This window comes from Mesorhizobium sp. P160219 (genome assembly GCF_057786095.1).
Window position 1 is genome coordinate 6,494,335 of record NZ_JBYNWG010000001.1, and the last position, 21,132, is coordinate 6,515,466.

General features: G+C 64.5%; 23 protein-coding genes. 12 read left to right on the forward strand and 11 right to left on the reverse strand.

Going from position 1 to position 21,132, the window contains the following annotated elements:
* Window positions 1–10: 10 nt before the first annotated feature.
* From kdpC to AC3EMP_RS31450, 3 genes are all read left to right on the forward strand, one after another.
* A complete protein-coding gene (gene kdpC / locus AC3EMP_RS31440) occupies window positions 11–577 on the forward strand; it encodes a potassium-transporting ATPase subunit KdpC (protein WP_023744101.1) in 567 nt (188 codons plus the stop codon).
* 67 nt (window positions 578–644) lie between these two features.
* Window positions 645–3,377: a DUF4118 domain-containing protein gene (locus AC3EMP_RS31445; RefSeq protein WP_352597564.1), complete on the forward strand. Its 2,733-nt coding sequence runs from the start codon at window positions 645–647 to the stop codon at window positions 3,375–3,377.
* Window positions 3,374–4,066, forward strand: a complete 693-nt coding sequence (locus AC3EMP_RS31450) for a response regulator transcription factor (RefSeq protein WP_352711700.1) — start codon at window positions 3,374–3,376, stop codon at window positions 4,064–4,066. Before AC3EMP_RS31445 ends, AC3EMP_RS31450 begins: the two co-directional genes overlap by 4 nt.
* 15 nt (window positions 4,067–4,081) lie before the next feature.
* Here AC3EMP_RS31450 and AC3EMP_RS31455 read toward each other — a convergent pair whose 3' ends face one another.
* Window positions 4,082–4,672, reverse strand: a complete 591-nt coding sequence (locus tag AC3EMP_RS31455) for an invasion associated locus B family protein (protein ID WP_023691943.1) — start codon at window positions 4,670–4,672, stop codon at window positions 4,082–4,084.
* 247 nt (window positions 4,673–4,919) lie between these two features.
* Between AC3EMP_RS31455 and AC3EMP_RS31460 the strand changes: the two genes are divergently transcribed.
* Complete coding sequence (locus AC3EMP_RS31460; RefSeq protein WP_155923979.1) at window positions 4,920–5,192, forward strand: hypothetical protein; 273 nt, start codon at window positions 4,920–4,922, stop codon at window positions 5,190–5,192.
* A 122-nt stretch (window positions 5,193–5,314) separates the two neighbouring features.
* Entirely contained in the window at window positions 5,315–5,791 is a 477-nt protein-coding gene (locus AC3EMP_RS31465; RefSeq protein ID WP_023669717.1) for an NUDIX hydrolase, read from the forward strand.
* A gap of 6 nt (window positions 5,792–5,797) precedes the next feature.
* Here the strand turns inward: AC3EMP_RS31465 and AC3EMP_RS31470 are convergent, their stop codons facing one another.
* The 5 genes from AC3EMP_RS31470 to AC3EMP_RS31490 form a co-directional block, all read right to left on the reverse strand.
* The gene (locus AC3EMP_RS31470) at window positions 5,798–6,658 is read right to left on the reverse strand and encodes a citryl-CoA lyase (RefSeq protein WP_031210406.1); all 861 of its coding nucleotides are present in this window, start codon (window positions 6,656–6,658) and stop codon (window positions 5,798–5,800) included.
* Window positions 6,655–7,833 (reverse strand): CaiB/BaiF CoA transferase family protein, encoded by a 1,179-nt coding sequence (locus AC3EMP_RS31475; RefSeq protein ID WP_031195530.1) that lies wholly within the window; start codon window positions 7,831–7,833, stop codon window positions 6,655–6,657. Before AC3EMP_RS31475 ends, AC3EMP_RS31470 begins: the two co-directional genes overlap by 4 nt.
* 15 nt (window positions 7,834–7,848) lie before the next feature.
* Window positions 7,849–9,372, reverse strand: coding sequence for a tripartite tricarboxylate transporter permease (locus AC3EMP_RS31480; RefSeq protein ID WP_023733580.1), 1,524 nt, complete (start codon window positions 9,370–9,372; stop codon window positions 7,849–7,851).
* A 4-nt stretch (window positions 9,373–9,376) separates the two neighbouring features.
* Window positions 9,377–9,913: a tripartite tricarboxylate transporter TctB family protein gene (locus AC3EMP_RS31485; protein WP_023700086.1), complete on the reverse strand. Its 537-nt coding sequence runs from the start codon at window positions 9,911–9,913 to the stop codon at window positions 9,377–9,379.
* 125 nt (window positions 9,914–10,038) lie between these two features.
* A complete protein-coding gene (locus tag AC3EMP_RS31490; RefSeq protein WP_023820582.1) occupies window positions 10,039–11,016 on the reverse strand; it encodes a Bug family tripartite tricarboxylate transporter substrate binding protein in 978 nt (325 codons plus the stop codon).
* A 206-nt stretch (window positions 11,017–11,222) separates the two neighbouring features.
* Here AC3EMP_RS31490 and AC3EMP_RS31495 point away from each other — a divergent pair, with 206 nt between their 5' ends.
* Entirely contained in the window at window positions 11,223–11,996 is a 774-nt protein-coding gene (locus AC3EMP_RS31495) for an IclR family transcriptional regulator (RefSeq protein ID WP_023683085.1), read from the forward strand.
* Here AC3EMP_RS31495 and AC3EMP_RS31500 read toward each other — a convergent pair.
* The 3 genes from AC3EMP_RS31500 to AC3EMP_RS31510 form a co-directional block, all read right to left on the reverse strand.
* Window positions 11,983–12,888: an OmpA family protein gene (locus AC3EMP_RS31500; protein ID WP_352711704.1), complete on the reverse strand. Its 906-nt coding sequence runs from the start codon at window positions 12,886–12,888 to the stop codon at window positions 11,983–11,985. The genes AC3EMP_RS31495 and AC3EMP_RS31500 overlap by 14 nt on opposite strands.
* Before the next feature lie 310 nt (window positions 12,889–13,198).
* Window positions 13,199–13,738 carry a GNAT family N-acetyltransferase gene (locus AC3EMP_RS31505; protein ID WP_023686555.1) on the reverse strand — a complete coding sequence of 180 codons (540 nt, stop codon included), beginning with the start codon at window positions 13,736–13,738 and terminating at the stop codon, window positions 13,199–13,201.
* A 142-nt stretch (window positions 13,739–13,880) separates the two neighbouring features.
* Window positions 13,881–14,111 (reverse strand): YdeI/OmpD-associated family protein, encoded by a 231-nt coding sequence (locus AC3EMP_RS31510; protein ID WP_023683083.1) that lies wholly within the window; start codon window positions 14,109–14,111, stop codon window positions 13,881–13,883.
* 141 nt (window positions 14,112–14,252) lie between these two features.
* Here AC3EMP_RS31510 and AC3EMP_RS31515 point away from each other — a divergent pair, with 141 nt between their 5' ends.
* From AC3EMP_RS31515 to AC3EMP_RS31530, 4 genes are all read left to right on the forward strand, one after another.
* On the forward strand, window positions 14,253–14,708 hold the full coding sequence (locus tag AC3EMP_RS31515) for a DUF2214 family protein (RefSeq protein WP_352711706.1): 456 nt from the start codon (window positions 14,253–14,255) through the stop codon (window positions 14,706–14,708).
* A gap of 178 nt (window positions 14,709–14,886) precedes the next feature.
* The gene (locus AC3EMP_RS31520; RefSeq protein ID WP_352711708.1) at window positions 14,887–15,864 is read left to right on the forward strand and encodes a tripartite tricarboxylate transporter substrate-binding protein; all 978 of its coding nucleotides are present in this window, start codon (window positions 14,887–14,889) and stop codon (window positions 15,862–15,864) included.
* Between the two features lie 94 nt (window positions 15,865–15,958).
* Window positions 15,959–16,432, forward strand: coding sequence for a tripartite tricarboxylate transporter TctB family protein (locus tag AC3EMP_RS31525; protein WP_023686558.1), 474 nt, complete (start codon window positions 15,959–15,961; stop codon window positions 16,430–16,432).
* Between the two features lie 9 nt (window positions 16,433–16,441).
* A complete protein-coding gene (locus tag AC3EMP_RS31530; RefSeq protein ID WP_023683079.1) occupies window positions 16,442–17,950 on the forward strand; it encodes a tripartite tricarboxylate transporter permease in 1,509 nt (502 codons plus the stop codon).
* On the opposite strand, the gene nth is transcribed toward AC3EMP_RS31530, so the two are convergent.
* The gene (nth, locus tag AC3EMP_RS31535; RefSeq protein ID WP_023683078.1) at window positions 17,910–18,743 is read right to left on the reverse strand and encodes an endonuclease III; all 834 of its coding nucleotides are present in this window, start codon (window positions 18,741–18,743) and stop codon (window positions 17,910–17,912) included. The two genes, AC3EMP_RS31530 and nth, sit on opposite strands and share 41 nt — an antisense overlap.
* Window positions 18,744–18,765: 22 nt before the next feature.
* Here nth and AC3EMP_RS31540 point away from each other — a divergent pair, with 22 nt between their 5' ends.
* Window positions 18,766–19,260, forward strand: a complete 495-nt coding sequence (locus AC3EMP_RS31540) for a DUF2244 domain-containing protein (RefSeq protein WP_023669732.1) — start codon at window positions 18,766–18,768, stop codon at window positions 19,258–19,260.
* A 10-nt stretch (window positions 19,261–19,270) separates the two neighbouring features.
* Here the strand turns inward: AC3EMP_RS31540 and AC3EMP_RS31545 are convergent, their stop codons facing one another.
* Window positions 19,271–20,083: a class I SAM-dependent methyltransferase gene (locus tag AC3EMP_RS31545; protein ID WP_352711710.1), complete on the reverse strand. Its 813-nt coding sequence runs from the start codon at window positions 20,081–20,083 to the stop codon at window positions 19,271–19,273.
* Between the two features lie 115 nt (window positions 20,084–20,198).
* Here AC3EMP_RS31545 and AC3EMP_RS31550 point away from each other — a divergent pair, with 115 nt between their 5' ends.
* The gene (locus AC3EMP_RS31550) at window positions 20,199–21,104 is read left to right on the forward strand and encodes a methylated-DNA--[protein]-cysteine S-methyltransferase (protein ID WP_023669734.1); all 906 of its coding nucleotides are present in this window, start codon (window positions 20,199–20,201) and stop codon (window positions 21,102–21,104) included.
* The last annotated feature ends 28 nt before the right edge of the window (window positions 21,105–21,132 follow it).

Sequence of the window (21,132 nt, forward strand, 5' to 3'; positions counted from 1 at the left end):
AAATACGTCCATGCTCACTCAGATAAGACCCGCTGTTATCATGATCGTCTTTTTCACCGTTTTGACCGGCCTGATCTATCCCCTGGGCATGACCGGCATCGCCCAGGCGCTGTTTCCGCACCAGGCCAATGGCAGCTTGATCGAGAAAAACGGCACGGTCATCGGCTCCGAACTGATCGGCCAGGGCTTTGCCGACGACAAGTATTTCCATGGCCGCCCCTCGGCTGCCGGCGACGGATACAACGCCGCAGCGTCCAGCGGCTCCAATCTCGGTCCAACCAACCCCAAGCTGATCGACCGCATCAAGGGCGATGTTGCAAAGCTGAAGGCGGAGAACCCGAACCAGCCGGTGCCGATGGATCTGGTGACGACGTCCGGCAGCGGCCTCGACCCCGCTATCAGCCCGGACGCCGCCTATTTCCAGGTCGCTCGGGTGGCCAAGGCCAGGGGCTTCGACGAAGCCAAGGTCAAGGCGCTTGTCGACAGCCATGTCGAAGGCCGCGAACTCGGCTTCCTCGGCGAGCCGGTCGTCAATGTGCTGGCGCTCAACCTGGCACTGGACGATACCAAGCAGTGAGAGACAATCTCTGAAGCCAGGGGCCGGGGATCGACACGATCCTCGGCGCCGTTCATGATCGAGCCTGATGCCGGACGCCAGAAGCAACGATACCAGACCCTCTCCGGACGCGCTGCTCGAGCATGCGGAACGGGAAGAGCGCGGCCGTCTGCGGATATTTCTCGGCGCGGCCCCCGGCGTCGGCAAGACCTATGAAATGCTGATGGCCGGCCGCGCCAGGTTGGCCGACGGCGTCGACGTAGTGATCGGCGTCGTCGAGACCCACGGCCGCAAGGAAACACTGGCGCTGGTCGACGGCTACGAGGTCATCCCGCGCCAGAAGGTCGACTACAAGGACCGCGTGCTGAATGAGATGGACATCGACGCCATCCTCGCCCGCCGGCCGGCGCTGGTGCTCGTCGACGAACTCGCCCACACCAACGCACCCGGCAGCCGCCACCCCAAGCGCTATCTCGACGTCCAGGAAATCCTTGCGCGCGGCATCGACGTCTACACCACGCTCAATATCCAGCATGTCGAGAGCCTGAATGACGTCGTGGCACAGATCACCCGCGTCAGGGTGCGCGAAACGGTCCCGGACTCCATCATCGACCAGGCCGACGACATCGAGATCATCGACCTCACGCCCGACGACCTGATCAAGCGGCTGAAGGAGGGCAAGGTCTATTTCCCCAACACTGCCCAGCGCGCAGTCGAAAACTATTTCTCGCCGGGCAATCTGATCGCGCTTCGGGAATTGGCGCTGCGCCGCACCGCCCAGCGCGTCGACGAGCAGTTGCTCAACCACATGCAGTCGCACGCCATTCCCGGCCCCTGGGCGGCGGGCGAAAGGGTGCTCGTCTGCGTCGATGCGCGTCCGGGCGGAGCGTCTCGTGTCCGCTATGCGCGCCGGCTGGCCGACCGGCTGCGCGCACCGTGGACGGCGCTGCATGTCGACACGCCGCGTTCGGCCGGCATGTCGGAGGAAGACAAGGACCGGCTGGCCACACTGTTGCGCCTGGCCGAGCAGCTCGGCGCCGAGGTGACGACCATTCCGGGCCAGAACGTCGCCCAGGACATCGTCCGCCACGCCATGGCCAACAACTTCACCCATATCGTCGTCGGCAGGCCGACCCGCTCGCGCTGGCGCGAACTGATCGAGGGTTCGCTCACCTACGATCTGATCCGCAATGCCGGCGATATCAGCGTCCATGTCATTTCAGGAACGGAGCGCGACAACGAGGCCACGTCGAGGGTCAAGGCGGCGGCCGAGCAGACGCCATTTCAAATCTGGCCTTATCTTTTCTCGACCGTCTATGTCGCCGGCGCGCTTGCCGTCAGCGCCGTCCTCGATCAGTTCCTCGACGTTCGCAACCTTGCCAGCGTGCTGCTGCTGGCGGTGCTGACATCGGCAGTGACCTTTGGCCTGTGGCCGGCGCTGTACGCCTGTTTCCTCAGCGCCATTGCCTTCAACTTCTTCTTTCTCGAGCCGCGCTACACGATGACGATCCGCGATCCGGAGAGCATCGTTGCCTTCGCCGTCTTCCTCGTCGTTGCCGTCATCGCCAGCAATCTGACGGCGCGTGTGCAGCGTCAGGCAGCCGCCGCCCGTTCACGCGCTCGGGCCACCGAGGACATCTACCTCTTTTCAAAGAAGCTCGCCGGCGCCGGCACGCTCGACGACGTTTTGTGGGCCACAGCCTTCCAGATCGCCTCGATGCTGAAGCTGCGCGTGGTGCTGCTTTTGCCGGAAGAAGGCACGATCACCGTCAAGGCCGGTTATCCCCCCGATGACACGCTGGCCGAGGCCGACATCGCGGCTGCACGCTGGGCTTGGGAACACAACCGGGCTGCCGGCCGTGGCGCCGATACCCTGCCCGGGGCAAAACGGCTCTACCTGCCCTTGCGGACCGGCCGTACCGCCATCGGCGTCGTCGGCCTCGACAATGACAAGCAGGGGCCGCTCTTGACGCCCGAGCAACAGCGCCTGCTCGACGCGCTGGCCGACCAGGCGGCGGTTGCCATCGAGCGCATCCAGCTGGTCGCCGATGTCGACCGCGCCAGGCTGGCGGCCGAGGCCGACCGCTTGCGCTCGGCACTGCTGACGTCGATCTCGCATGATCTGAAGACGCCGCTGGCGGCAATCATGGGCGCGGCCGGCACGCTCAGGGAATTTGCGCCGGCACTGCCCGAGGACGATCGGGCCGAGCTGCTGACCACCGTGCTCGACGAGTCCGAACGGCTGAACCGCTTCATCGCCAATCTGCTCGACATGACCAAGATTGAATCGGGCGCCATGGAACCGAATTTCGCCCTGCACTATGTCGGCGATGTCGTTGGCTCGGCCTTGCAGCGGGCACGCAAGATCACTGCCGGGCACAAGACCGAGGTTGATATTCCGGCCGACCTGCCGATGCTGAAGCTTGATCCCGTGCTGTTCGAACAAATGCTGTTCAATCTGCTCGACAATGCCGCGAAATACGCGCCACAGGGATCGACAATCCGGCTGCAGGGCTGGGCCGACAATGGCTCCGTCGCGCTGCAGATCATGGATGAGGGACCGGGCATTCCGCCCGCCGACCTGGAGCGCGTCTTCGACAGCTTTTACCGGGTGCGCAAGCGCGATCAGGTCCAGGCCGGCACCGGGCTCGGCCTGTCGATCTGCCGGGGCTTCATCGAGGCGATGGGCGGCACGATCATGGCGGCGAACCGCAGCGATCGCCCGGGCGCAGTCTTCACAATCCGCATGCCGAGGTTGGTACAATCGTCCGATACGGACGTATCAGGTGTGGACGAGCAAGCATCTGGTGATCCGGCATGACAAATTCCAATGTCAGCATACTGGTCGTCGATGACGAGCCGCCGATCCGCAAACTGCTGCGCGTCGGCCTCGGCAGCCAGGGCTATGCGGTCAGCGAAGCGCCCAACGCCAAGGCTGCGGTCGAACTCGTCGATGCACAAAAGCCGGATCTGATCCTGCTCGACCTCGGCCTGCCCGGCATGGGTGGCCTCGATCTCCTGCGGAAATGGCGCGACGACGGCCTCGACGTGCCCGTGGTCATCCTGTCCAGCCGCACCGACGAAGCCGGCATCGTCGCGGCGCTCGAACTCGGCGCTGACGACTACATCACCAAGCCGTTCGGCATGAACGAACTGGTCGCCCGCATCCGCGTCGCGCTGCGCCACAAATTCCAGCAGCAGGGCGAAAAGCCGGTGTTCCACACCGGAGATCTCAGCGTCGACCTGGTCAAGCGCATCGTCAAGGTCGAAGGCAAGGAGATAAAGCTCTCCCCCAAGGAGTACGACATATTGCGCATTATGGTGCAGCATGCCGGCAAGGTGCTGACCCACCATTTCCTGCTGAAGCAGGTGTGGGGCGATTCGACCGACGTGCAGTATCTCAGGGTCTATGTCCGCCAGCTCCGGCAGAAGATCGAAAAGTCGCCCGACCAGCCGCGCTACATCACCACCGAGACCGGCGTTGGGTACCGGCTGCGCGAGGTTGAGTGACCGGACGTTTTCCGCTCAGTCCGCCGAGAGTTCCGCGGTCCGTGCCAGTGCGCCGCCGAAGCCGTTGAGCGGGATGGTGAAACTCACCGCTTGACCAGTGTCGGCCGCGAAGGCGTCGATCTTCAGCGTGGTGGCTGCCTTGAGCAGCGGCGTGACGCTGGCATCGAACGCCACCGGCACCAGGCAGCCGACGGCCTGGCAGGTGTTGAACGGCAGGCTGCCTTCCAGCTTCTGGTCGTCGATGGTCAGGCTGACGCCTTTGGCGAGCGCCAGGCCGAACGGCAGCGCCAGCGTTCCGGCGGCATCGTCGCCGCTCTTGCTCGACAGCTCGATCGCCAGCAGGCGCTGGTTGGACTGCTTGTTGAACTGCTGATGCGACAGGCTGCAAACCTTGGCCGTGCCGGTTACCTGGCAATTGACCGTCCAGTCGCCATGTGTCTCGGACAGCGCCGAGGCGCCGCCAGGCAATGTCGGGCCGGCAGCAGGGGCGGGCGCTGCGGCGGCAGGCGCCGCCTTGTCGGTCTTGGTTTGCGCCGCGACTGCCACCGGGCCAAGAATACAGATGCTGCCCAGTAGCGCCGCGAAATATACTTGCCTGCTTTTCATCAATATGCTCCCGATTGTGCCTCGAGTCAGCCGCGATTGAGCCCGAGATCCGCGCCCGATAGAGCGGTCAATCGATCTTTTCTGTCAAGTGCGGCAGGCCGCATCCTCAGGGATTTCGCCAACCCGTGGCAGATCCGCCAATGGCAGACCGGCCCATGGCAGATCGAGACGAACGCCCTATATAGAGAGGAGGTTATATCTGTACGGGAATGAACTGATGTCGACGCTTCGCCTATCGACAGTTCTCATGTCGGCAATGCTGGCGGCGGCAACGCTCGCCGGCATCATGCAATTTGCTGCGGCTCAGTCCGTCAATCCCAGCGCCAACCGGCTGATCCAGCAGAACCAGCTGCAGCAATTGCGCAACAGCCTGCAGCGGCAGCAGTTCCAGCAACAGCAGCAGCAATATCGCGAGCAGGACCGTCGGATCGTGCCGCAGCCGCGCCCCGAAGTGCCCGTCGTCCGGCAAGCTTGTCCGATTCAGATCGTCAACAACCAGATTGTGCGTGTTTGCCGTTGATATCGGTCGCTTGCGATTTACTTAGTCGACTTATTTACTAAAAATGCCTCATTGCCTCGCGGGCATATCAGGGGTTTGCAGGCGGCGTGCGGCGGTGCGCCCGCCGACCGGATTTTCAGCACATGGCGACGACCAAGAAAAAGGCGGTACGCAAGGCAAGGCGAGGCGAACGCATTCGCCAGGTTGCCGCCATTCCCTTTCGCCTGGACGTTTCAGGCAATTTCGAAGTGATGCTGGTGACGTCGCGAGCGACGAAGCGGTTCATCGTGCCCAAGGGCTGGCCCATGAAAGGCAAGAGCGGGCGCAAGGCCGCCACCATCGAGGCGCGCGAAGAAGCCGGCGTGCTCGGCAAGACCCGCAAGGCGCCGGCCGGCAGCTATTCCTATTGGAAACGGCTGGAGCACAATTTCGTGCGCGTCGACGTCGTCGTCTATCTGTTGGAGGTGTCCGAGGAACTGGCCAACTGGCAGGAGGCCAAGAGCCGCCAGCGGGCATGGCTCAAGCCGCAGGACGCGGCGTTGCTCATCGATGAGCCGGATCTCTCGACGCTGATGGCCAACCTGGCGCCGCCTCAGCCGGCAGTGCCGGACCCGGCCTGACCAACCTCACTTGCCCTCGTCCCCTTCAGCGGGACCCTGGTCCCCTGGAAATGGCCGCAGCGGCGTGCCCGTATAGGCCCACAGCCATTCGCGCGGCAGCGGACCTTTGTTGCGCTCGCTTTGCTGCGACTGCTCCCATGCATGCGCCAGGATGCCGACCGAGCGCGAGAGCACGAACAGGCCGCGCGTCAACGGCGGCGGAAAGCCGAGCTCGCCATAGATGACGGCGGTGGCGCCGTCGATGTTGAGCGGTATTTTCTTCCCCTTGCGGCGCGCGACCTCCGCCTCGACGGCCTCGGCGATGTCGGCAAAGCGTCCGCTGACGACGCCGCGCGCGGCAAATTCGCGCGTCACTGCGATCAGGCGCGGCGCGCGCGGATCGACCGGGTGAAAGCGATGGCCAAAGCCCGGCACATAGCCTTTCTCCTCGGCGAAGAAACGGTCGAGCCGTGCGGCTACGGCTTGGTCCAGCGCAACACCCTGGTCAATTGCCACGGCAATGTCGCCATAGAAGGACAGCGCCTGTTCGCCGGCGCCGCCATGCACGTCACCCAGCACGTTGACGGCGGACGCCATGGCGCTGTTGATGCCGACTCCGCAGGTGATGGCCATGCGGGCAATGGCGATCGACGGCGCCTGCGGCCCGTGGTCGACGGCCGCCCCCAGCGCAATGCCGAGCAGCGCCGCCTGCTCCTCGCTTGGCAATTCGCCACGCAGCATCAGCCAGATCGTGGCCGGAAAGCTGACGCGGCCGATCAGCTCCTGGATTTCATAGCCGCGCAGCCGGATGATGCCGGGGCCCATCTCGATGATGCCGGTCTGCCACCACTCCTCGCCGCGCTCGCGGCCGGTTTTTCTCTCGCTCACGCGCTTCTCCTGGCGCGCGGCGGCAGGGTGGAAAAAACCTCGTCCATATGCTCACCCAGCACCGGTGGCGGCAGGACCGGCAAGGGTGCCGCGCCATCGACCATGAAGCCGCCGCGCACCACTGTCAGCGGCTGCTCCATGCCGGGCAGGCCCTGGAAACGCGTGGTCATGTCGCGCTCGACCACCTGGCGCTCGCCAAGCACCTGCGGGATCGTCAGCACCCGGCCCGCCGGAACACCGGCGCGGTTGAACTTTTCTTCCCAGGCAGCCGCCGAGGCGCTCGCAAGCGCTGTCTCGATCAGCCCTTTCAAGGAGGCGCGGTTCTGCTTGCGCGTCTCGCGCTCGGCAAAGCGCGGATCGTCGGCCAGTTCCGGCTGGCCGATCAGCCGGCAAAGCGTGACGAACTGCTCCTGCTTGTTGGCGGCGATGTTGAGCAGGCCGTCGCCGGTGCGAAACGCGCCGGAGGGCGCAGCCGTCATGTTCTCATTGCCCATCGGCTGCGGCTCGACACCGGCGGTCAAATAGTTGGACACCGGCCAGCCCAGCGCCGACAGCGTGCATTCGAGCATCGAGACATCGAGAAACGCGCCCTCGCCCGAGGTCTTCTGCTTGACCAGCGCCGCGGCGATTGCGAAGGCCCCGACCAGCCCGCCCAGCGTGTCGGCGACGGGATAGCCGACCCGCAAGGGTGCTGTCTCCGGCGTGCCGGTGATGCTCATGATACCGGACAGCCCCTGGATGATCTGGTCGTAGGCCGGATTGTCGCGCATCGGCCCGCTCTGGCCGAAACCGGATATGGCGCAATAGACGAGACCGGGGCGGACCGCTTTCAGCACCTCATAGCCGAGACCCAGCCGCCCCATCACGCCCGGTCGAAAATTCTCGACCAGCGCGTCGGCCGAGGCGACGAGATCGAGGAAGCGTTCGCGGTCGGCTTCGCTTTTGAGGTCCAGCACCACCGATCGCTTGCCGGCATTCTGCGCCAGGAACGACGCGCCCATGCCGGCTTTGTTGAGCGCCGGCGAGGCGCCGAGCTGGCGCGCCAGATCGCCGCCTTGCGGCGTCTCGACCTTGATGACATCGGCGCCGAGCAGCGCCAGCTGATAGGCACAATAAGGGCCCGCCAGCACATTGGTCAGGTCGAGGATGCGGATGCCGGCAAGCAGATCGGTCATGATGCTCCAGGTTGCTCAGGCATCGCCCGGCACATGCTCCGGTCCGCGACGGCGCCGGTGCTCGATGAAGGCCCAGATATGCGGCCCGGCTAGGCCGATGAAGGCGAGGATCAGCAGCACCAGCGACAGCTTGTGGGTGTAGAACACCGACCAGTCGCCGTTCGAGATCGTCATCGCCCGGCGGAACTGCGTTTCGGCGAGCGGCCCCAGGATCATGCCGATGATGACCGGCGCTGTCGGGAAATCGAAGCGCCGCATCAGGAAGCCGGCGGCCCCCAGGAGATAGAGGATGACGAGGTCGATCGGCGATTGCGAGATGCCGTAGGTGCCGACGGTCGCGAACACCAGGATGCCGGCATAGAGCTGCGGCGCCGGGATTTTCAACAGCCGTACCCACAGCCCGATCAGCGGCAGGTTGAGGACGACCAGGATGACGTTGGCGATGAACAGGCTGGCGATCAGGCCCCAGACCAGATCGGCCTGCGTCGTCAACAGCAGCGGTCCCGGATTGATGCCGTAGCTCTGGAAGGCCGACAGCATGATTGCGGCGGTCGCCGAGGTCGGCAGGCCAAGGGTGAGCATCGGCACCAGCACGCCGGCGGCAGACGCATTGTTGGCGGCTTCCGGTCCGGCAACGCCCTCGATGGCGCCGACCGTGCCGAACTCCTCCTTGTGCTTCGACAGCTTCTTTTCGATGGCGTAGGACAGGAAGGTCGGGATCTCGGCGCCGCCCGCAGGCATGGCGCCGATCGGGAAGCCGATGAAAGCGCCGCGCAGCCATGGCTTCCACGAGCGCCCCCATTCGGCCGCGGTCATGTAGAGCGATCCCTTGAGCGGCACGATCTCGTCCTTGCCGGCATAGCGGCGCGAGGCCATGTAGAGCGTCTCGCCGACGGCAAACAGGCCGACCGCGGCAATGATGACATCGACGCCATCGAGCAGTTCGTTCATGCCGAAGGTGAAGCGCGGCTGTCCCGTCTGCAGGTCGACGCCGATCATGCCGATGACGAAGCCGAGGAACAGGCTGGTGAGGCCGCGCACCGATGACGAGCCGAGCACCGCCGACACCGTGATGAAGGCAAGCACCATCAGCGAGAAATATTCGGCCGGCCCGAAGGCCAGCGCGAACTTCACCACCACCGGGGCCAGGAAGGCGACGCCCATCGTGCCGATGGTGCCGGCGACGAAGGAGCCGATCGCCGAGGTCGCCAGTGCCGCGCCGCCGCGACCCGAGCGGGCCATCCTGTTGCCTTCCAGCGCGGTGACGATGGTGGCGCTTTCGCCCGGCGTGTTGAGCAGGATCGAGGTCGTCGAGCCGCCATACATGGCGCCGTAATAGATGCCGGCAAACAGGATGAAGGACGCCTCCGGCGCCACCTGGTAGGTGATCGGCAACAAAAGCGCGATGGTCAGCGCCGGTCCGAGACCGGGCAGCACGCCGATGGCCGTGCCGAGCGTGGTGCCGACCAGGCACCACAGCAGGTTCATCGGCGAGAAAGCGACGGAAAATCCGTGGGCGAGATGGCCGAGCGTCTCCATGGCGTCAGCCCCTCACAGTGGCGATGATCGCGTCGATCACCGTGTTCAGCTGGTTTTCGATGAAGCCGGCGCCAATGTTGACGCCGAGCGCCCTGGCAAAGCCGAAATAGGCGGCAAGCGCCAGGATCAGGCCGGTCAGCGCATCGCGCAGCGTGTGCTTGCTGCCGAAGCCATAACAGACGAGCACGAACATGATGACCGAGGCGGCGGTGAAGCCGAGCGGCTGGATCAGCACCAGATTGGCGACCAGGCCGGCAACGACGATGCCCATGGCCTTCCAGTCGGTCGGCGTTTCCTTTTCCTCCTGCGGCTGCCAGCCGCCGCGCAGCGCGGCGACGATGAGCAGCAGCGAAAGCACGATCATGCCTGTCATGGTGATGTAGGGGAAGACGGTCGGCCCGACCTTGGAATAGAGCGGCGAAACCGGGATCGCCAGGGTCTGCCACGCCACGGCCGCGGCACAGGCGAGAAGCCCGATGCCGATCAACAATTCGGGCATGGCAAGGCGCGGGGGCGCCGGCTGCTGGTCGCTGGTGCTCATCGATGTCCTCCCGAGATGGCCGGCATCCTCCCGCCGGCCGCATCCGCAGTTTCACTCCCAGCGCATGATATGTCCATGCCGCAGGCTAATGTCGGAAGGGGCGGCCGTGGCCGCCCCTGAAGACATCAGGCGAGGCCGAGATCCTTGAGGATCGCGGTGATGCGGGCGGTGTCGTCGACGAGGAATTTCGCATAGTCGTCGCCGGTCAGAAGGATGGGGGTCCAGTTGCGGTTCTTGCATTCGGCTGCCCAGGCATCGCTCTTGGCCATGGTCTCGATCATCGTGACCATCGCCGTCTTGTCGGCGTCGGAGACGCCTGGCGGTGCGAACACGCCGCGCCAGTTGAACAGTTCGACGTCGATGCCGGCTTCCTTCATCGTCGGTGCGTCGATGCCGTCCTGGCGCTTGTCGGCGGAGATCGCCAACAGCCGAAGCGCGCCCGCCTTGACCTGCTCGGAGAACTCGCCGAAGCCGGAAATGCCGGCCGCAACCTGGTTGCCGAGCAGCGCCGACAGCGCCTCGCCACCGCCGGCGAAAGGCACATAGGAGAGGTTGGTTGCCGGAACGCCGACCGTCTTGGCGATCAGCCCGAACAGGATGTGGTCGGAGCCGCCGGCCGAGCCGCCGGCCACCGGAACCTTGGTCGGATCCGCTTTGAGCGCCGCAACGAAATCGCCGGCCGTCTTGAACGGCGAATCCGCCGGCACCACCAGCGCCTCGAACTCGCCGGTGAGGCGAGCGATGGGCGTGACTTCGGAGAGGTTGTTGGCTGATTTGTTGGCGATGATGGCGCCGACCATGACCATGCCGGCCACCATCAGCGAATTGCCCTTGCCCTTCCATTGGCTGATGAACTGCGGCAGGCCGACCGTGCCGCCGGCGCCGCCGACATTGGTGATCTGCGAGCCGGAGATCAGTTTTTCACTGCGCAGCACCTGGTCGATGGTGCGCCCCGTCTGGTCCCAGCCACCGCCGGGCGCGGCCGGCACGAAGATCTGGATCTGCGGTGCATCCTGAGCGAAAGCGGGCGTCAAATGCGTTGCAACGAATCCGGCAGCGCCTGCGGCCGCGGTGCTCATCAAAAATCTGCGTCTGTTCAGCATGGGATTCCTCCAAATCACGACACCTCCTCCGGTGCCTGCCAGAAACGTAGCCTGAAAACAGACCCGCTCGGCAAAAATTCATGCCGATTTCGGTGCGTTCTGTCAACAGGAACGCTGTTCTACTAGACAGAACCATGGATGTGCGGCACAATCGCTTCGGCCGGCCTTTGTCCGAGCAGGTAAACTGGAATGAAACTGTTCGTGAGATGACCGAAGCGCGATCCCAGCCGTTGCCGGCCGATGGTGTTGCCGCGCTCGACCGCGCGATTGCCATTCTCGACGCGTTCGCGACCGCCGACCGCTCGCTCAGCCTGGCCGAGATCGCGGCGCGCACCGGGCTCTACAAAAGCACCATTTTGAGGCTGGCGAACTCATTGCTGCGCGGGCAGTTGCTGGAGCGGCTCGACGATGGCCGCTACCGCATCGGACCCGCCACCTTTCGGCTTGGCGCGCTTTACCAGCGCTCGGTCGTGGCGGTCGACATCCTGCTGCCGATCATGCGTGATCTTGCCGAACGCAGTTGGGAAAGCGTGGCGTTCTATGTCCGCTCGGGCGACGCCCGCACCTGTCTCTACCGCGTCGAATCCAAGCATCCTATCCGCTACACCATCCGGGAAGGCGACCTGCTGCCGTTGCTCACCGGCTCGGGCGGCCGCGTGCTGGCAGCGTTTTCAGGCCAGCCGGGCGAACCATACGAGACCATCCGCAAGGCCTGCCACTATCTGTCGATCGGCGACCGCGACCCTGAGACGGCGGGCGTCTCGGTGCCGGTGTTCGGACCGGGCCGCGTTCTGCTCGGCGCCTTGACGCTCGCCGGCCCGTCGACACGCGTCGATACGGCGTTCCTGCGCCGCATGACACCGGACCTGCTGGAGGCCGCCGCTCGCGCCACCCGCGCCTTCGGCGAGGATGCCTCGATGCTGGAGCAGGCAGCGCGCCTAGCCGGCGCTGAAACCGTGATCGGCCTCAGTTCGCCTTGACCAGCACCACGCGGCGGTTCTTGGCGCGGCCGGTTTCGTCGTCATTGCTGGCGACGGGCGCCATCATGCCGGCGCCGGCGGCGGTCAGCCGGCCGCCATCGATGCCGTATTTCGAGACCAGCGCCGTCTTTACCGACTGCGCCCGCCGCGACGACAGATCGATATTGTAGTCGAAGGCGCCCTGGTTGTCGGTATGACCGACGACGATCACCGCCATGCCCGGCTCGTTGGTCAGAAGCGTCGAGATCTCCTTCAGCGTCGGTTCCGATTCCGGCTTGATGTCGGCCTTGTCGGTGTCGAAGAAGATGCCGTAGAGCGAGATGGAGCCGGTGGCCGACAGCGAATCCGCCATCTTGGCCGCTTCGACCACCACCATCTTCTTGTCGCGCGCCTTGGGCTCCAGCACCTGAACGACGGCGATGGTGCGGCCGTTGAGTTCCTTGCAGTAGAGGTCGTCGATCAGCGAATAGGCCTGAACCGTGACATAGGCGTCGCCGCCATCCTGCGGCACCTTGGCAGCGAAGAAGCGCTGGTCGTTGATACCGGTGGTTACCGCACAGGCGCCATTGGAAAAGGCCGCGTCCTTGACGTCGCTTTCATGGAAGAAATACATCATCAGGCTCATGTCGCCGCCCCCACCGCTCGACGACCGGTCGGCGGCGCCGCCGCACTCTTCCTTCTTGCATTCGAACAGGACTTCGCCGCCGGCGGCCGCGATCACATCCTGGTAGTTGCGCAGCACTTCGAGCGGGGAGCGCTCGGCCGGCAGCACATAGGCGATGCGGGTCAGCGCGCCTTCGACCTCAGCCTTCTTGTCCGGCGCGAACACACGGTTGTTCATCGTGTCACGGGCATCCGGATCGGCGCTCGGCTTCAGCGGCGACAGCGGCACTGTAAAATCGGTATAGGCGAATTTTTCGTAGGAGACGATGAACGACCCCTCGTAGCGCTTGGCCAGATGATTGTCGGCACCGCCCTCGATGTCGGCGGTCGGTACCGTCGCATCCCGCCAGTTGCACGGCCGCCAGGAGCAGCAGCCCCGCCCAGAAAAGCTTCAGAAATATCGCATTGATCGCACGCATGGTCGGCTCCCCCAAAGGGCAATTCCAGGAAAAGTGTGAGCGGTTTTCCCACAGGAATTGCGTAGCTAGATTAGAATAGCCAACCCTGGCAGAACGTGGAAATTGCGTCGATGAAGCGCCTCACACCCGCCGTTCGAGCAGGATCGTCAGCCCGTCGTGATAGGTCGTTTCCAGGACCTTGGTGTAGCCGCACTTTGCCGCAACGTTCAACGAGCCGGTGTTTTCCGGATCGATGATGCAGACGGTTCTCGCGCCGGCAAAGGTTTCGTCGCCCCAGGCCAGGGCCCTTCTGACGACTTCGCTGGCAAGACCCTTGCCATGTGCTTGGGGCGCCAGCGCCCAGCCGGCTTCCGGAATGCCCTCGAGCGACGGCTCGATGTCGCGCTTCAGATCGTGGAATCCGGCCTCGCCGATGAAGCGACCGCTGGCCTTGTCCTCGACCGCCCAGAAGCCGTAGCCGAGCAGCGACCACAGGCCGGCATGCCGCAGGAACCGCATCCAGCTTTCCTCCCGCGTCCGCGGCTTGCCGCCGATGAAACGGGTGGTGACGGGGTCGGCCCACATGACGGCATAGTCGTCGAAATCTTCGATCCGGTGCGCCCGCATGATGGTCCGTTCCGTTTCGAGAACCGGGACGCCGGCTGTTTTTGGACTGCCCATGAAACTCTGCCTCCGTTGACGGTCAGCGCTTAGCAAACCAGCGCGCCCGGACAAGGGCCAAGCCGGATCATCATTCAGCCAGGGAAGCTTCCGAACGGCCTGGCGCGACCAGGCGGTCGAAGCGAACAGCGTCGGCTTACTTTCAGCCGTGCCAGACCATCTTCATGTAGAGCCCACCGCGCCGCAATTCGTCCAGCATCTGGTCGAGCCGCTTCTGCCTGGTGTCGCTGCGTTTGGCGCGGGCGACCCAGCCGAGATAGTCGTTCTTCTGGTAGTCCGGCCGCGCCTCGTAGGCCGCTGTCAGTCCTTTTTCGGTCAGGGCGATGCGGATGTCGTCCGGCATCGGGTTCAGGGCGCGCTTCAGTCCGGTCATTTCAGAAAACCCCAGCTGTCAGGATGGCGACGCCGATGGTCCAACCCAGGTCCGCCTCTGGGAATTCTGCCGAACGATGCTACCTTTCGCAACCGGTCCGGCAAGGGCCGGTCTCGATACCGCCAATGGGAGGAGAACGCCATGGACACCACCGATCTCGTGCTTGCCATTTTCCATCATCTGCTGGTGTTGTCGCTGGCCGGCATCATCGGCGCCGAATTTGTCCTGATCCGCAGCGACCTCTCCGCCGCCACGCTCAAGCGGCTTGCCGGCATCGACCGCCATTATGGCATCATCGCCATGCTGATCATCATCATCGGCATCTGCCGCGTCATCTACGGCCTGAAGGGCTGGGAATTCTACGTCTACACCTGGGTGTTCTGGGCCAAGATGGCGGCATTCGGCATCGTTGGCCTGCTGTCGATCATCCCGACCATCCGCTTCATCTCCTGGAACCGGCAAGCCAGTGCAAATCCCGGCTTTCAGGTGCCGGTTGCGGAACTCGCCTCGGTGAAGACCTATGTGCGCGCCGAAGCCTTCATCTTCCTGCTGATCCCGATCTTCGCGGCGGCGATGGCGCGCGGCTACGGTTATTGAAGCAACGCCAACACCAAACCCATGTCCTCCGGGCATACTCCCCACTGATCGCCATGGTTGCGCACGACTGTATTTTGCAGTTTGCGTCAGGCGACAATCTGTTAGCTTGCCTTTGTTGCACCCTCGCTGCCTGACCTGCACAGCGATCGGAGATTGATATCCTGGGAGGAGAATTACGATGAGGAAAATTGTAGCCGCCCTGGCCGCCGCCGCGGCCGTCACGCTTTATTCGTTCACCGCCAGCGCACAGAGCTATCCCGAGCGCACCATCACCGTCGTCGTGCCGTTTGCGGCCGGCGGTCCGACCGACACGGTCACGCGGCTCGTCGCCGAAGCCATGTCGAAGGATCTCGGCCAGCAGATCATCGTCGAAAGTGTCGGCGGCGCCGGCGGCACGCTGGGCGCCGGCCGCGTCGCCAACGCCGACCCGGATGGCTACACGCTGCTCCTCCATCACATCGGCATGGCGACCAGCGCGACCCTCTACAGAAAACTCGCCTATGACACGCTGAACGCCTTCGAGTATGTCGGCCTCGTCACCGAGGTGCCGATGGCGATCGTCGCCCGCAAGGACCTGGAGCCGGCCGACCTGAAAGGGCTGGTCGAATACGCCAAGACCAACAAGGACACCATCACTGTAGCCAATGCCGGCATCGGCGCTGCCTCGCATCTGTGCGGCATGCTATTCATGAGCGCCATCGGCACGCCGCTGGTCACCGTACCCTACAAGGGCACCGGCCCGGCCATGACCGACCTTCTCGGCGGCCAGGTCGACATTATGTGCGACCAGACCACCAACACCACCAAGCAGATCCAGGGCGGCACGATCAAGGCCTATGCCGTCACCACGCCGGAACGCCTCGACGTGCTGAAGGACGTGCCGACGACCATCGAAGCCGGCCTGCCCGCGGTGCAGGTCAGCATCTGGCACGGCCTCTATGCGCCGAAGGGCACGCCGGCCGAGATCACCGGCCGACTGTCGAAATCGCTCCAGGTCGCGCTGAAGGACCCCAACGTCATCGCCCGCTTTGCCGAACTGGGCACCAAGCCGTCGTCCGAGTCCGACGCGACGCCGGCAGCGCTGAAGGCCAAGCTGGAAGGCGAGATCACGCGCTGGAAGCCGATCATCGAAGCCGCCGGCCAATACGCCGACTGAGGCTTGAACGGGGCGCTGCCGGCGCCCCGTTTTCGCTTCGACGTCCGTTTCACATTTGCAACGGCAGCCGTCGCAAGGGTCAGGGAGGACCGCCATGAAACCTTTCGCCATCGACAGGACAAACGGCCTGTGCGCCGCGCTGTTCATCTTTTTCGGCGCCTTTTTCGCGATACAATCGCTCGGCCTCGAAATCGGCACCGCCTTCCGCATGGGACCGGGCTATTTCCCGCTGGTGCTGGCGATCGTGCTGATCGTGCTTGGCGCCATCATCCTCGTCCAGGCGGTGCGCGTCGAGGGCGAACCGATCGGCCCCATTGCGTGGCGCGGCATGCTGTTCATCCTGCCGGCGCCGATCTTTTTCGGCATGACCGTGCGCGGCCTCGGCTTCGTCCCGTCGATCTTCCTGACGGCGCTGATCGCCTCTTTTGCCAGCGCCCGCATGAAGCCGCTGACGGCACTTCTGCTGTCGGCCGGCCTGACGCTGTTTTCGGTGCTGGTCTTCAGCTACGCGCTCGGGCTGCCATTCCAGCGCTTCGGCCCCTGGTTGCCCCAATGGCTGGCATTGTGAGGCGCTGAGATGGACCTCCTCAGGAACCTCGAACTCGGCTTTTCGACGGCCACCACGCCGGCCAATCTGGGTTTTTGCCTCATCGGCGTTCTGCTCGGCACGCTGATCGGCGTCCTGCCCGGCATCGGCGCCACCGCAACCATCGCCATGCTGCTGCCGATCACCTTCCAGATCGGCGACCCGGTCTCGTCCCTCATCATGCTGGCTGGCATCTACTACGGCGCCCAGTATGGCGGTTCGACCACCGCCATTCTCATCAACATGCCCGGCGAATCCTCCTCGGCCGTGACCGCCATCGACGGCTACCAGATGGCCAGGAACGGTCGCGCCGGGGCGGCTCTGGCGATCGCCGCGATCGGCTCGTTCTTCGCCGGCACGGTGTCGACCTTTCTCGTCGCCGTCTTTGCCCCGCCGCTGACGGCAATAGCCCTGCAATTCGGCGCGGCCGAATATTTTTCGCTGATGATCGTCGGCCTCGTCTCGTCCATCGCGCTCGCCCACGGCTCGATCGTCAAGGCGCTGGCGATGGTCGTGCTCGGCCTGCTGCTCGGCATTGTCGGCACCGACATCTACACCGGCACGCCGCGCTTCACGCTCGGCATCCGCGAATATGCCGACGGGCTGAACTTCGTCGCGGTGGCGGTCGGCGTCTTCGGCGTTGCCGAGATCCTGCGCAATCTCGAAAACGAGCACGAGCGCTCGGTGATGATCAAAAAGGTCTCCGGCCTGATGCCGACCCGCGACGACTTCAAGGCGATGGCCGCGCCCATCGTGCGCGGCACGATCATCGGTTCGGCGCTCGGCATCCTGCCCGGCGGCGGCGCGGTGCTTGCGGCCTTTGCCTCCTACACGGTCGAAAAGCGCGTGTCGAAACACCCGGAGGAGTTCGGCAAGGGCGCCATCGCCGGCGTCGCCGGCCCGGAATCGGCCAACAATGCCGGCGCCCAGACCTCCTTCATTCCGATGCTGACGCTGGGCATTCCGGCCAATCCGGTCATGGCGCTGATGATCGGCGCCATGATCATCCAGGGCATCGTGCCCGGCCCCAATGTCGCGATCGAGCAGCCGGCGCTGTTCTGGGGCATCATCGCCTCGATGTGGATCGGCAATCTGATGCTGATCGTGCTGAACCTGCCGCTGATCGGGCTGTGGGTGAAGCTGCTGACGATCCCCTATTATGTGCTCTTCCCGATCATCATGGCGTTCTGCTCGATCGGCGTTTACAGCGTCAACACCAACGCCTTCGATCTCTACGCGGTCGCATTCTTCGGCCTGCTCGGCTACATCCTGACCAAGCTGCGCTGCGAACCCGCACCCCTGCTGCTCGGCTTCGTGCTTGGCCCGCTGCTCGAGGAAAACCTGCGCCGCGCCATGATCCTGTCGCGCGGCGACCCCTCGACCTTCGTGACGCGGCCGATCAGCGCCGGCCTGCTGCTCGTCGCACTGGCCGTGCTCGTCGTCGTCTTCCTGCCGTCGGTCAAGAAGAAGCGCGAAGAGGTGTTCGTGGAGGAAAGCTAGTTGTCGGGACGCCGGGCGCCGCGATTTCCACCAGCGGCGCCGGCACATCGGTCGTCTTCACTTCGGCCTTGCAGAGATCGGCGATGACGCAGGCCGGGCAATCGGGTTTGCGCGCCTTGCAGACATAGCGGCCATGCAGGATCAGCCAGTGATGCGCATGGCGCATATACTCGTCCGGAATGATCCGCAGCAGCCCTTGCTCGACCTGCTCCGGCGTCTTGCCTGGCGCCAGGCCGAGGCGGTTGCCGATGCGGAAAATATGGGTGTCGACCGCCATCGTGTGCTGGCCGAACGCCATGTTGAGCACGACATTGGCGGTCTTGCGCCCGACCCCCGGCAGCTTGACCAACTCATCGCGCTCGCTGGGCACCTCGCCGCCGTAATCGCGTATCAGCGCCTCCGAGAGCGCCACGACATTCTTGGCCTTGTTGCGCCAGAGTCCGATGGTGCGGATGTACTCGCCGACCCTGGCTCCGCCCAGCGCCAGCATCTTTTCAGGTGTGTCGGCGACCTTGAACAACGCCCGCGTCGCCTTGTTGACGCCGGCATCGGTCGCCTGCGCCGACAGCACCACGGCCACCAGCAGCGTGAAGGCGTTGACGTGCTCGAGCTCGCCCTTCGGCTCGGGCCGCTGCACCGAAAACCGCCGGAAGATCTCATGCACCTCGGCGGCGCTGTAGAGCGAACGGAGCCGCGCCGGCCGCGGTCGCGGCTTGGCATTCGAGCCGTCGCGCCGCCCGGGCGGCAGTTCACTTTTGGATAGGGAAAGATTTTTGGACTTGGGGCTGGCCATTTCCCTCCTATAATATCCTGGGATGAGCGACACAAACGCCTCGTTTCAGGCCGACGAGCCATTCTTCCAGGCGCTGCTGACACCGCACCGCTCGCTGGGCCGCACCGGCTTTGCCGTGCTGATGGGCGCGCTGCTGTTCGGCTGGGTGGTGACCGGGGCGTTTTTCCTGTCGCGCGGCGCTTGGCCGGTGTTCGGCTTCTTCGGCCTCGACGTCATCGCCGTCTACATCGCCTTCCGCGCCAACTATCGTGCCGCCCGTGCCCGCGAGGAAGTGTCGGTGTCGCGCACCAGCCTCGACATCCGCAAGACGGCGCCCTCGGGAAAGTCGGAAGCGCATCGCTTCAACCCGTTCTGGGCGCGCTTTTCCGTCGCTCGCCATGCCGAGATCGGCATCACCAGGATGACGGTGGAAGCACAAGGACAGAATGTGCCGATCGGGTCATTCCTGGACCCTGACTCCCGCGAGAGTTTTGCCACTGCATTTTCACGTGCTCTGACAAAAGCCAGGACGCGTTAGAGCCGGCGCGTCAGAACCGGTAGCGTAAAATCCTGCCGACCTTGCGCAATGCGGGAATGTGTCTCCAGAGCCCGATGAACAGTTTTGCGGACCAGCTCATATGCGCTGTGCGTTCCGCGCTGTAGGCCGAGATATCGTCGACAAAGCGCAGCTTCGGAACGGCACGCTCCAGTACCTGCGGGTCGATCGCCCAGTGAACCTCGGCGCCCGTCGCCCTGATGGTCGGATTGAGGCGCAGCATCTTCAGGCCGAAGTGGCTGTAGGCGTCGAACATCAGCTCGCCGCCGGCAAGATGCGCGACAAGGCGTGACAGCAGCCGTGGCCCCTCCTCTACCGGGAGATAAGGCGTCAACCCCTCCATCACCACGACGGCCGGACGATTGCGCGGCACTTCTGCCAGCCAGTCTGGGTCGGTTACCGAAGAGCCGACGAGGTGGTAATGGTCCCGGGACGGGTAAAGCTTGCGCCGGAGCGCGATGACATCCGGAAAATCGACATCGAACCACTCCACGCCTTCGGGTGGATCGACACGGAAAATGCGCGTATCGAGCCCGCAGCCGAGATGCAGCACGATGACGCCGGGATTTCTGGCGATGAAGTCCTGAACGCGGACATCATACGTCTTGGCCCGGATCGCCAGGCCGATGCCGAGATTGGTGTCGACCTTGAGGCGCGAGAAATCATAGTCGATCTTGCGCACGGCCTCGTCGGCGAAGCGATCCCCGAGCAGCGAATGCGGCAGCCGGCTTTCCAGTGCCTTGCCATAAAGCGTCATCAGCAAGGTCTCCCTTGCTCCGCTCAGATTCACCCTTTCGCCGGCCATTGGCATCTCCCGGGGCGCAATCCAGTATTTATCTGGGAACAGGCGGCAACAAGGCAAGTTTCGGGTGGTTGCAAGGGGCGGAAAGACCGATATTCGCGGTCAAGGAGATATTGCCATGAACGCCCAGATGACCATGAATACGCAGATGAAACCGACAGCGATCCTGCAGCACGACATCACCCCCGAGGGCAGCGACTACGAGGTCGTGCGCCGCGCCATCGAGAAGATCAGCCTCGACTATCGCGACCAGCCCTCGCTGGAAGCCCTGGCAGCCGATGTCGGCGAGACACCCACGGGCCTGCAAAAACTGTTCACCCGCTGGGCCGGCCTGTCGCCAAAAGCCTTCCTGCAGGCGGTCACCCTCGACCATGCCCGCAAACTGCTCGATTCCGGCATGCCGCTCCTCGAAACATCGTTCGAACTCGGCATGTCCGGCCCCGGCCGGCTGCACGATTTGTTCGTCACCCATGAAGCGATGTCGCCGGGCGACTACAAGACGCGCGGCGCTGGCCTGACCATCCGCTACGGCTACCACATCTCGCCCTTCGGCATCGCCCTGATCATGGTCACCGACCGTGGCCTTGCGGGGCTCGCCTTCAACGATCCGGGCGGCGAGCGGGCGGCTTTCGCCGACATGTCGGGCCGCTGGCCGAACGCCACCTATGTCGAGGACATGAGCGCCACCCAGCCCTATGCGGCGCGCATCTTTGATCCGACATTGTGGCGCGCCGACCAGCCGCTGCGCGTGGTGATGATCGGCTCCGACTTCCAGCTGCGCGTCTGGGACGCGCTGCTCAGGATCCCGATGGGCAAGGCCTGCACTTATTCCTCGATCGCCTCCAGGATCGGCGCGCCAAACGCCAGCCGGGCGGTGGGGGCGGCGGTCGGTGCCAACCCATTGTCATTCGTCGTCCCTTGCCATCGGGCGCTGGGCAAGTCCGGCGCACTCACCGGCTACCACTGGGGCCTGACCCGCAAACGCGCCATCCTCGGTTGGGAAGCGGGCCAGACCGCGTCCTGAAGCTGCCCGCATCAAACAACACCGGCGA

Excerpts from the sequence above, each read along its gene's own strand:
- AC3EMP_RS31520 (WP_352711708.1), top strand. The coding sequence starts at position 14,887 with ATGAGGAAAATTGTAGCCGCCCTGGCCGCCGCCGCGGCCGTCACGCTT.
- AC3EMP_RS31510 (WP_023683083.1), bottom strand. The coding sequence starts at position 14,111 with ATGACCGGACTGAAGCGCGCCCTGAACCCGATGCCGGACGACATCCGC.
- AC3EMP_RS31540 (WP_023669732.1), top strand. The coding sequence starts at position 18,766 with ATGAGCGACACAAACGCCTCGTTTCAGGCCGACGAGCCATTCTTCCAG.
- AC3EMP_RS31475 (WP_031195530.1), bottom strand. The coding sequence starts at position 7,833 with ATGACCGATCTGCTTGCCGGCATCCGCATCCTCGACCTGACCAATGTG.
- AC3EMP_RS31525 (WP_023686558.1), top strand. The coding sequence starts at position 15,959 with ATGAAACCTTTCGCCATCGACAGGACAAACGGCCTGTGCGCCGCGCTG.
- AC3EMP_RS31455 (WP_023691943.1), bottom strand. The coding sequence starts at position 4,672 with ATGAAAAGCAGGCAAGTATATTTCGCGGCGCTACTGGGCAGCATCTGT.
- AC3EMP_RS31465 (WP_023669717.1), top strand. The coding sequence starts at position 5,315 with ATGGCGACGACCAAGAAAAAGGCGGTACGCAAGGCAAGGCGAGGCGAA.
- AC3EMP_RS31480 (WP_023733580.1), bottom strand. The coding sequence starts at position 9,372 with ATGGAGACGCTCGGCCATCTCGCCCACGGATTTTCCGTCGCTTTCTCG.
- nth (WP_023683078.1), bottom strand. The coding sequence starts at position 18,743 with ATGGCCAGCCCCAAGTCCAAAAATCTTTCCCTATCCAAAAGTGAACTG.
- AC3EMP_RS31490 (WP_023820582.1), bottom strand. The coding sequence starts at position 11,016 with ATGCTGAACAGACGCAGATTTTTGATGAGCACCGCGGCCGCAGGCGCT.
- AC3EMP_RS31450 (WP_352711700.1), top strand. The coding sequence starts at position 3,374 with ATGACAAATTCCAATGTCAGCATACTGGTCGTCGATGACGAGCCGCCG.
- AC3EMP_RS31445 (WP_352597564.1), top strand. The coding sequence starts at position 645 with ATGCCGGACGCCAGAAGCAACGATACCAGACCCTCTCCGGACGCGCTG.
- AC3EMP_RS31515 (WP_352711706.1), top strand. The coding sequence starts at position 14,253 with ATGGACACCACCGATCTCGTGCTTGCCATTTTCCATCATCTGCTGGTG.
- AC3EMP_RS31485 (WP_023700086.1), bottom strand. The coding sequence starts at position 9,913 with ATGAGCACCAGCGACCAGCAGCCGGCGCCCCCGCGCCTTGCCATGCCC.
- AC3EMP_RS31495 (WP_023683085.1), top strand. The coding sequence starts at position 11,223 with ATGACCGAAGCGCGATCCCAGCCGTTGCCGGCCGATGGTGTTGCCGCG.
- AC3EMP_RS31530 (WP_023683079.1), top strand. The coding sequence starts at position 16,442 with ATGGACCTCCTCAGGAACCTCGAACTCGGCTTTTCGACGGCCACCACG.
- AC3EMP_RS31550 (WP_023669734.1), top strand. The coding sequence starts at position 20,199 with ATGAACGCCCAGATGACCATGAATACGCAGATGAAACCGACAGCGATC.
- kdpC (WP_023744101.1), top strand. The coding sequence starts at position 11 with ATGCTCACTCAGATAAGACCCGCTGTTATCATGATCGTCTTTTTCACC.
- AC3EMP_RS31460 (WP_155923979.1), top strand. The coding sequence starts at position 4,920 with ATGTCGGCAATGCTGGCGGCGGCAACGCTCGCCGGCATCATGCAATTT.
- AC3EMP_RS31545 (WP_352711710.1), bottom strand. The coding sequence starts at position 20,083 with ATGGCCGGCGAAAGGGTGAATCTGAGCGGAGCAAGGGAGACCTTGCTG.
- AC3EMP_RS31505 (WP_023686555.1), bottom strand. The coding sequence starts at position 13,738 with ATGGGCAGTCCAAAAACAGCCGGCGTCCCGGTTCTCGAAACGGAACGG.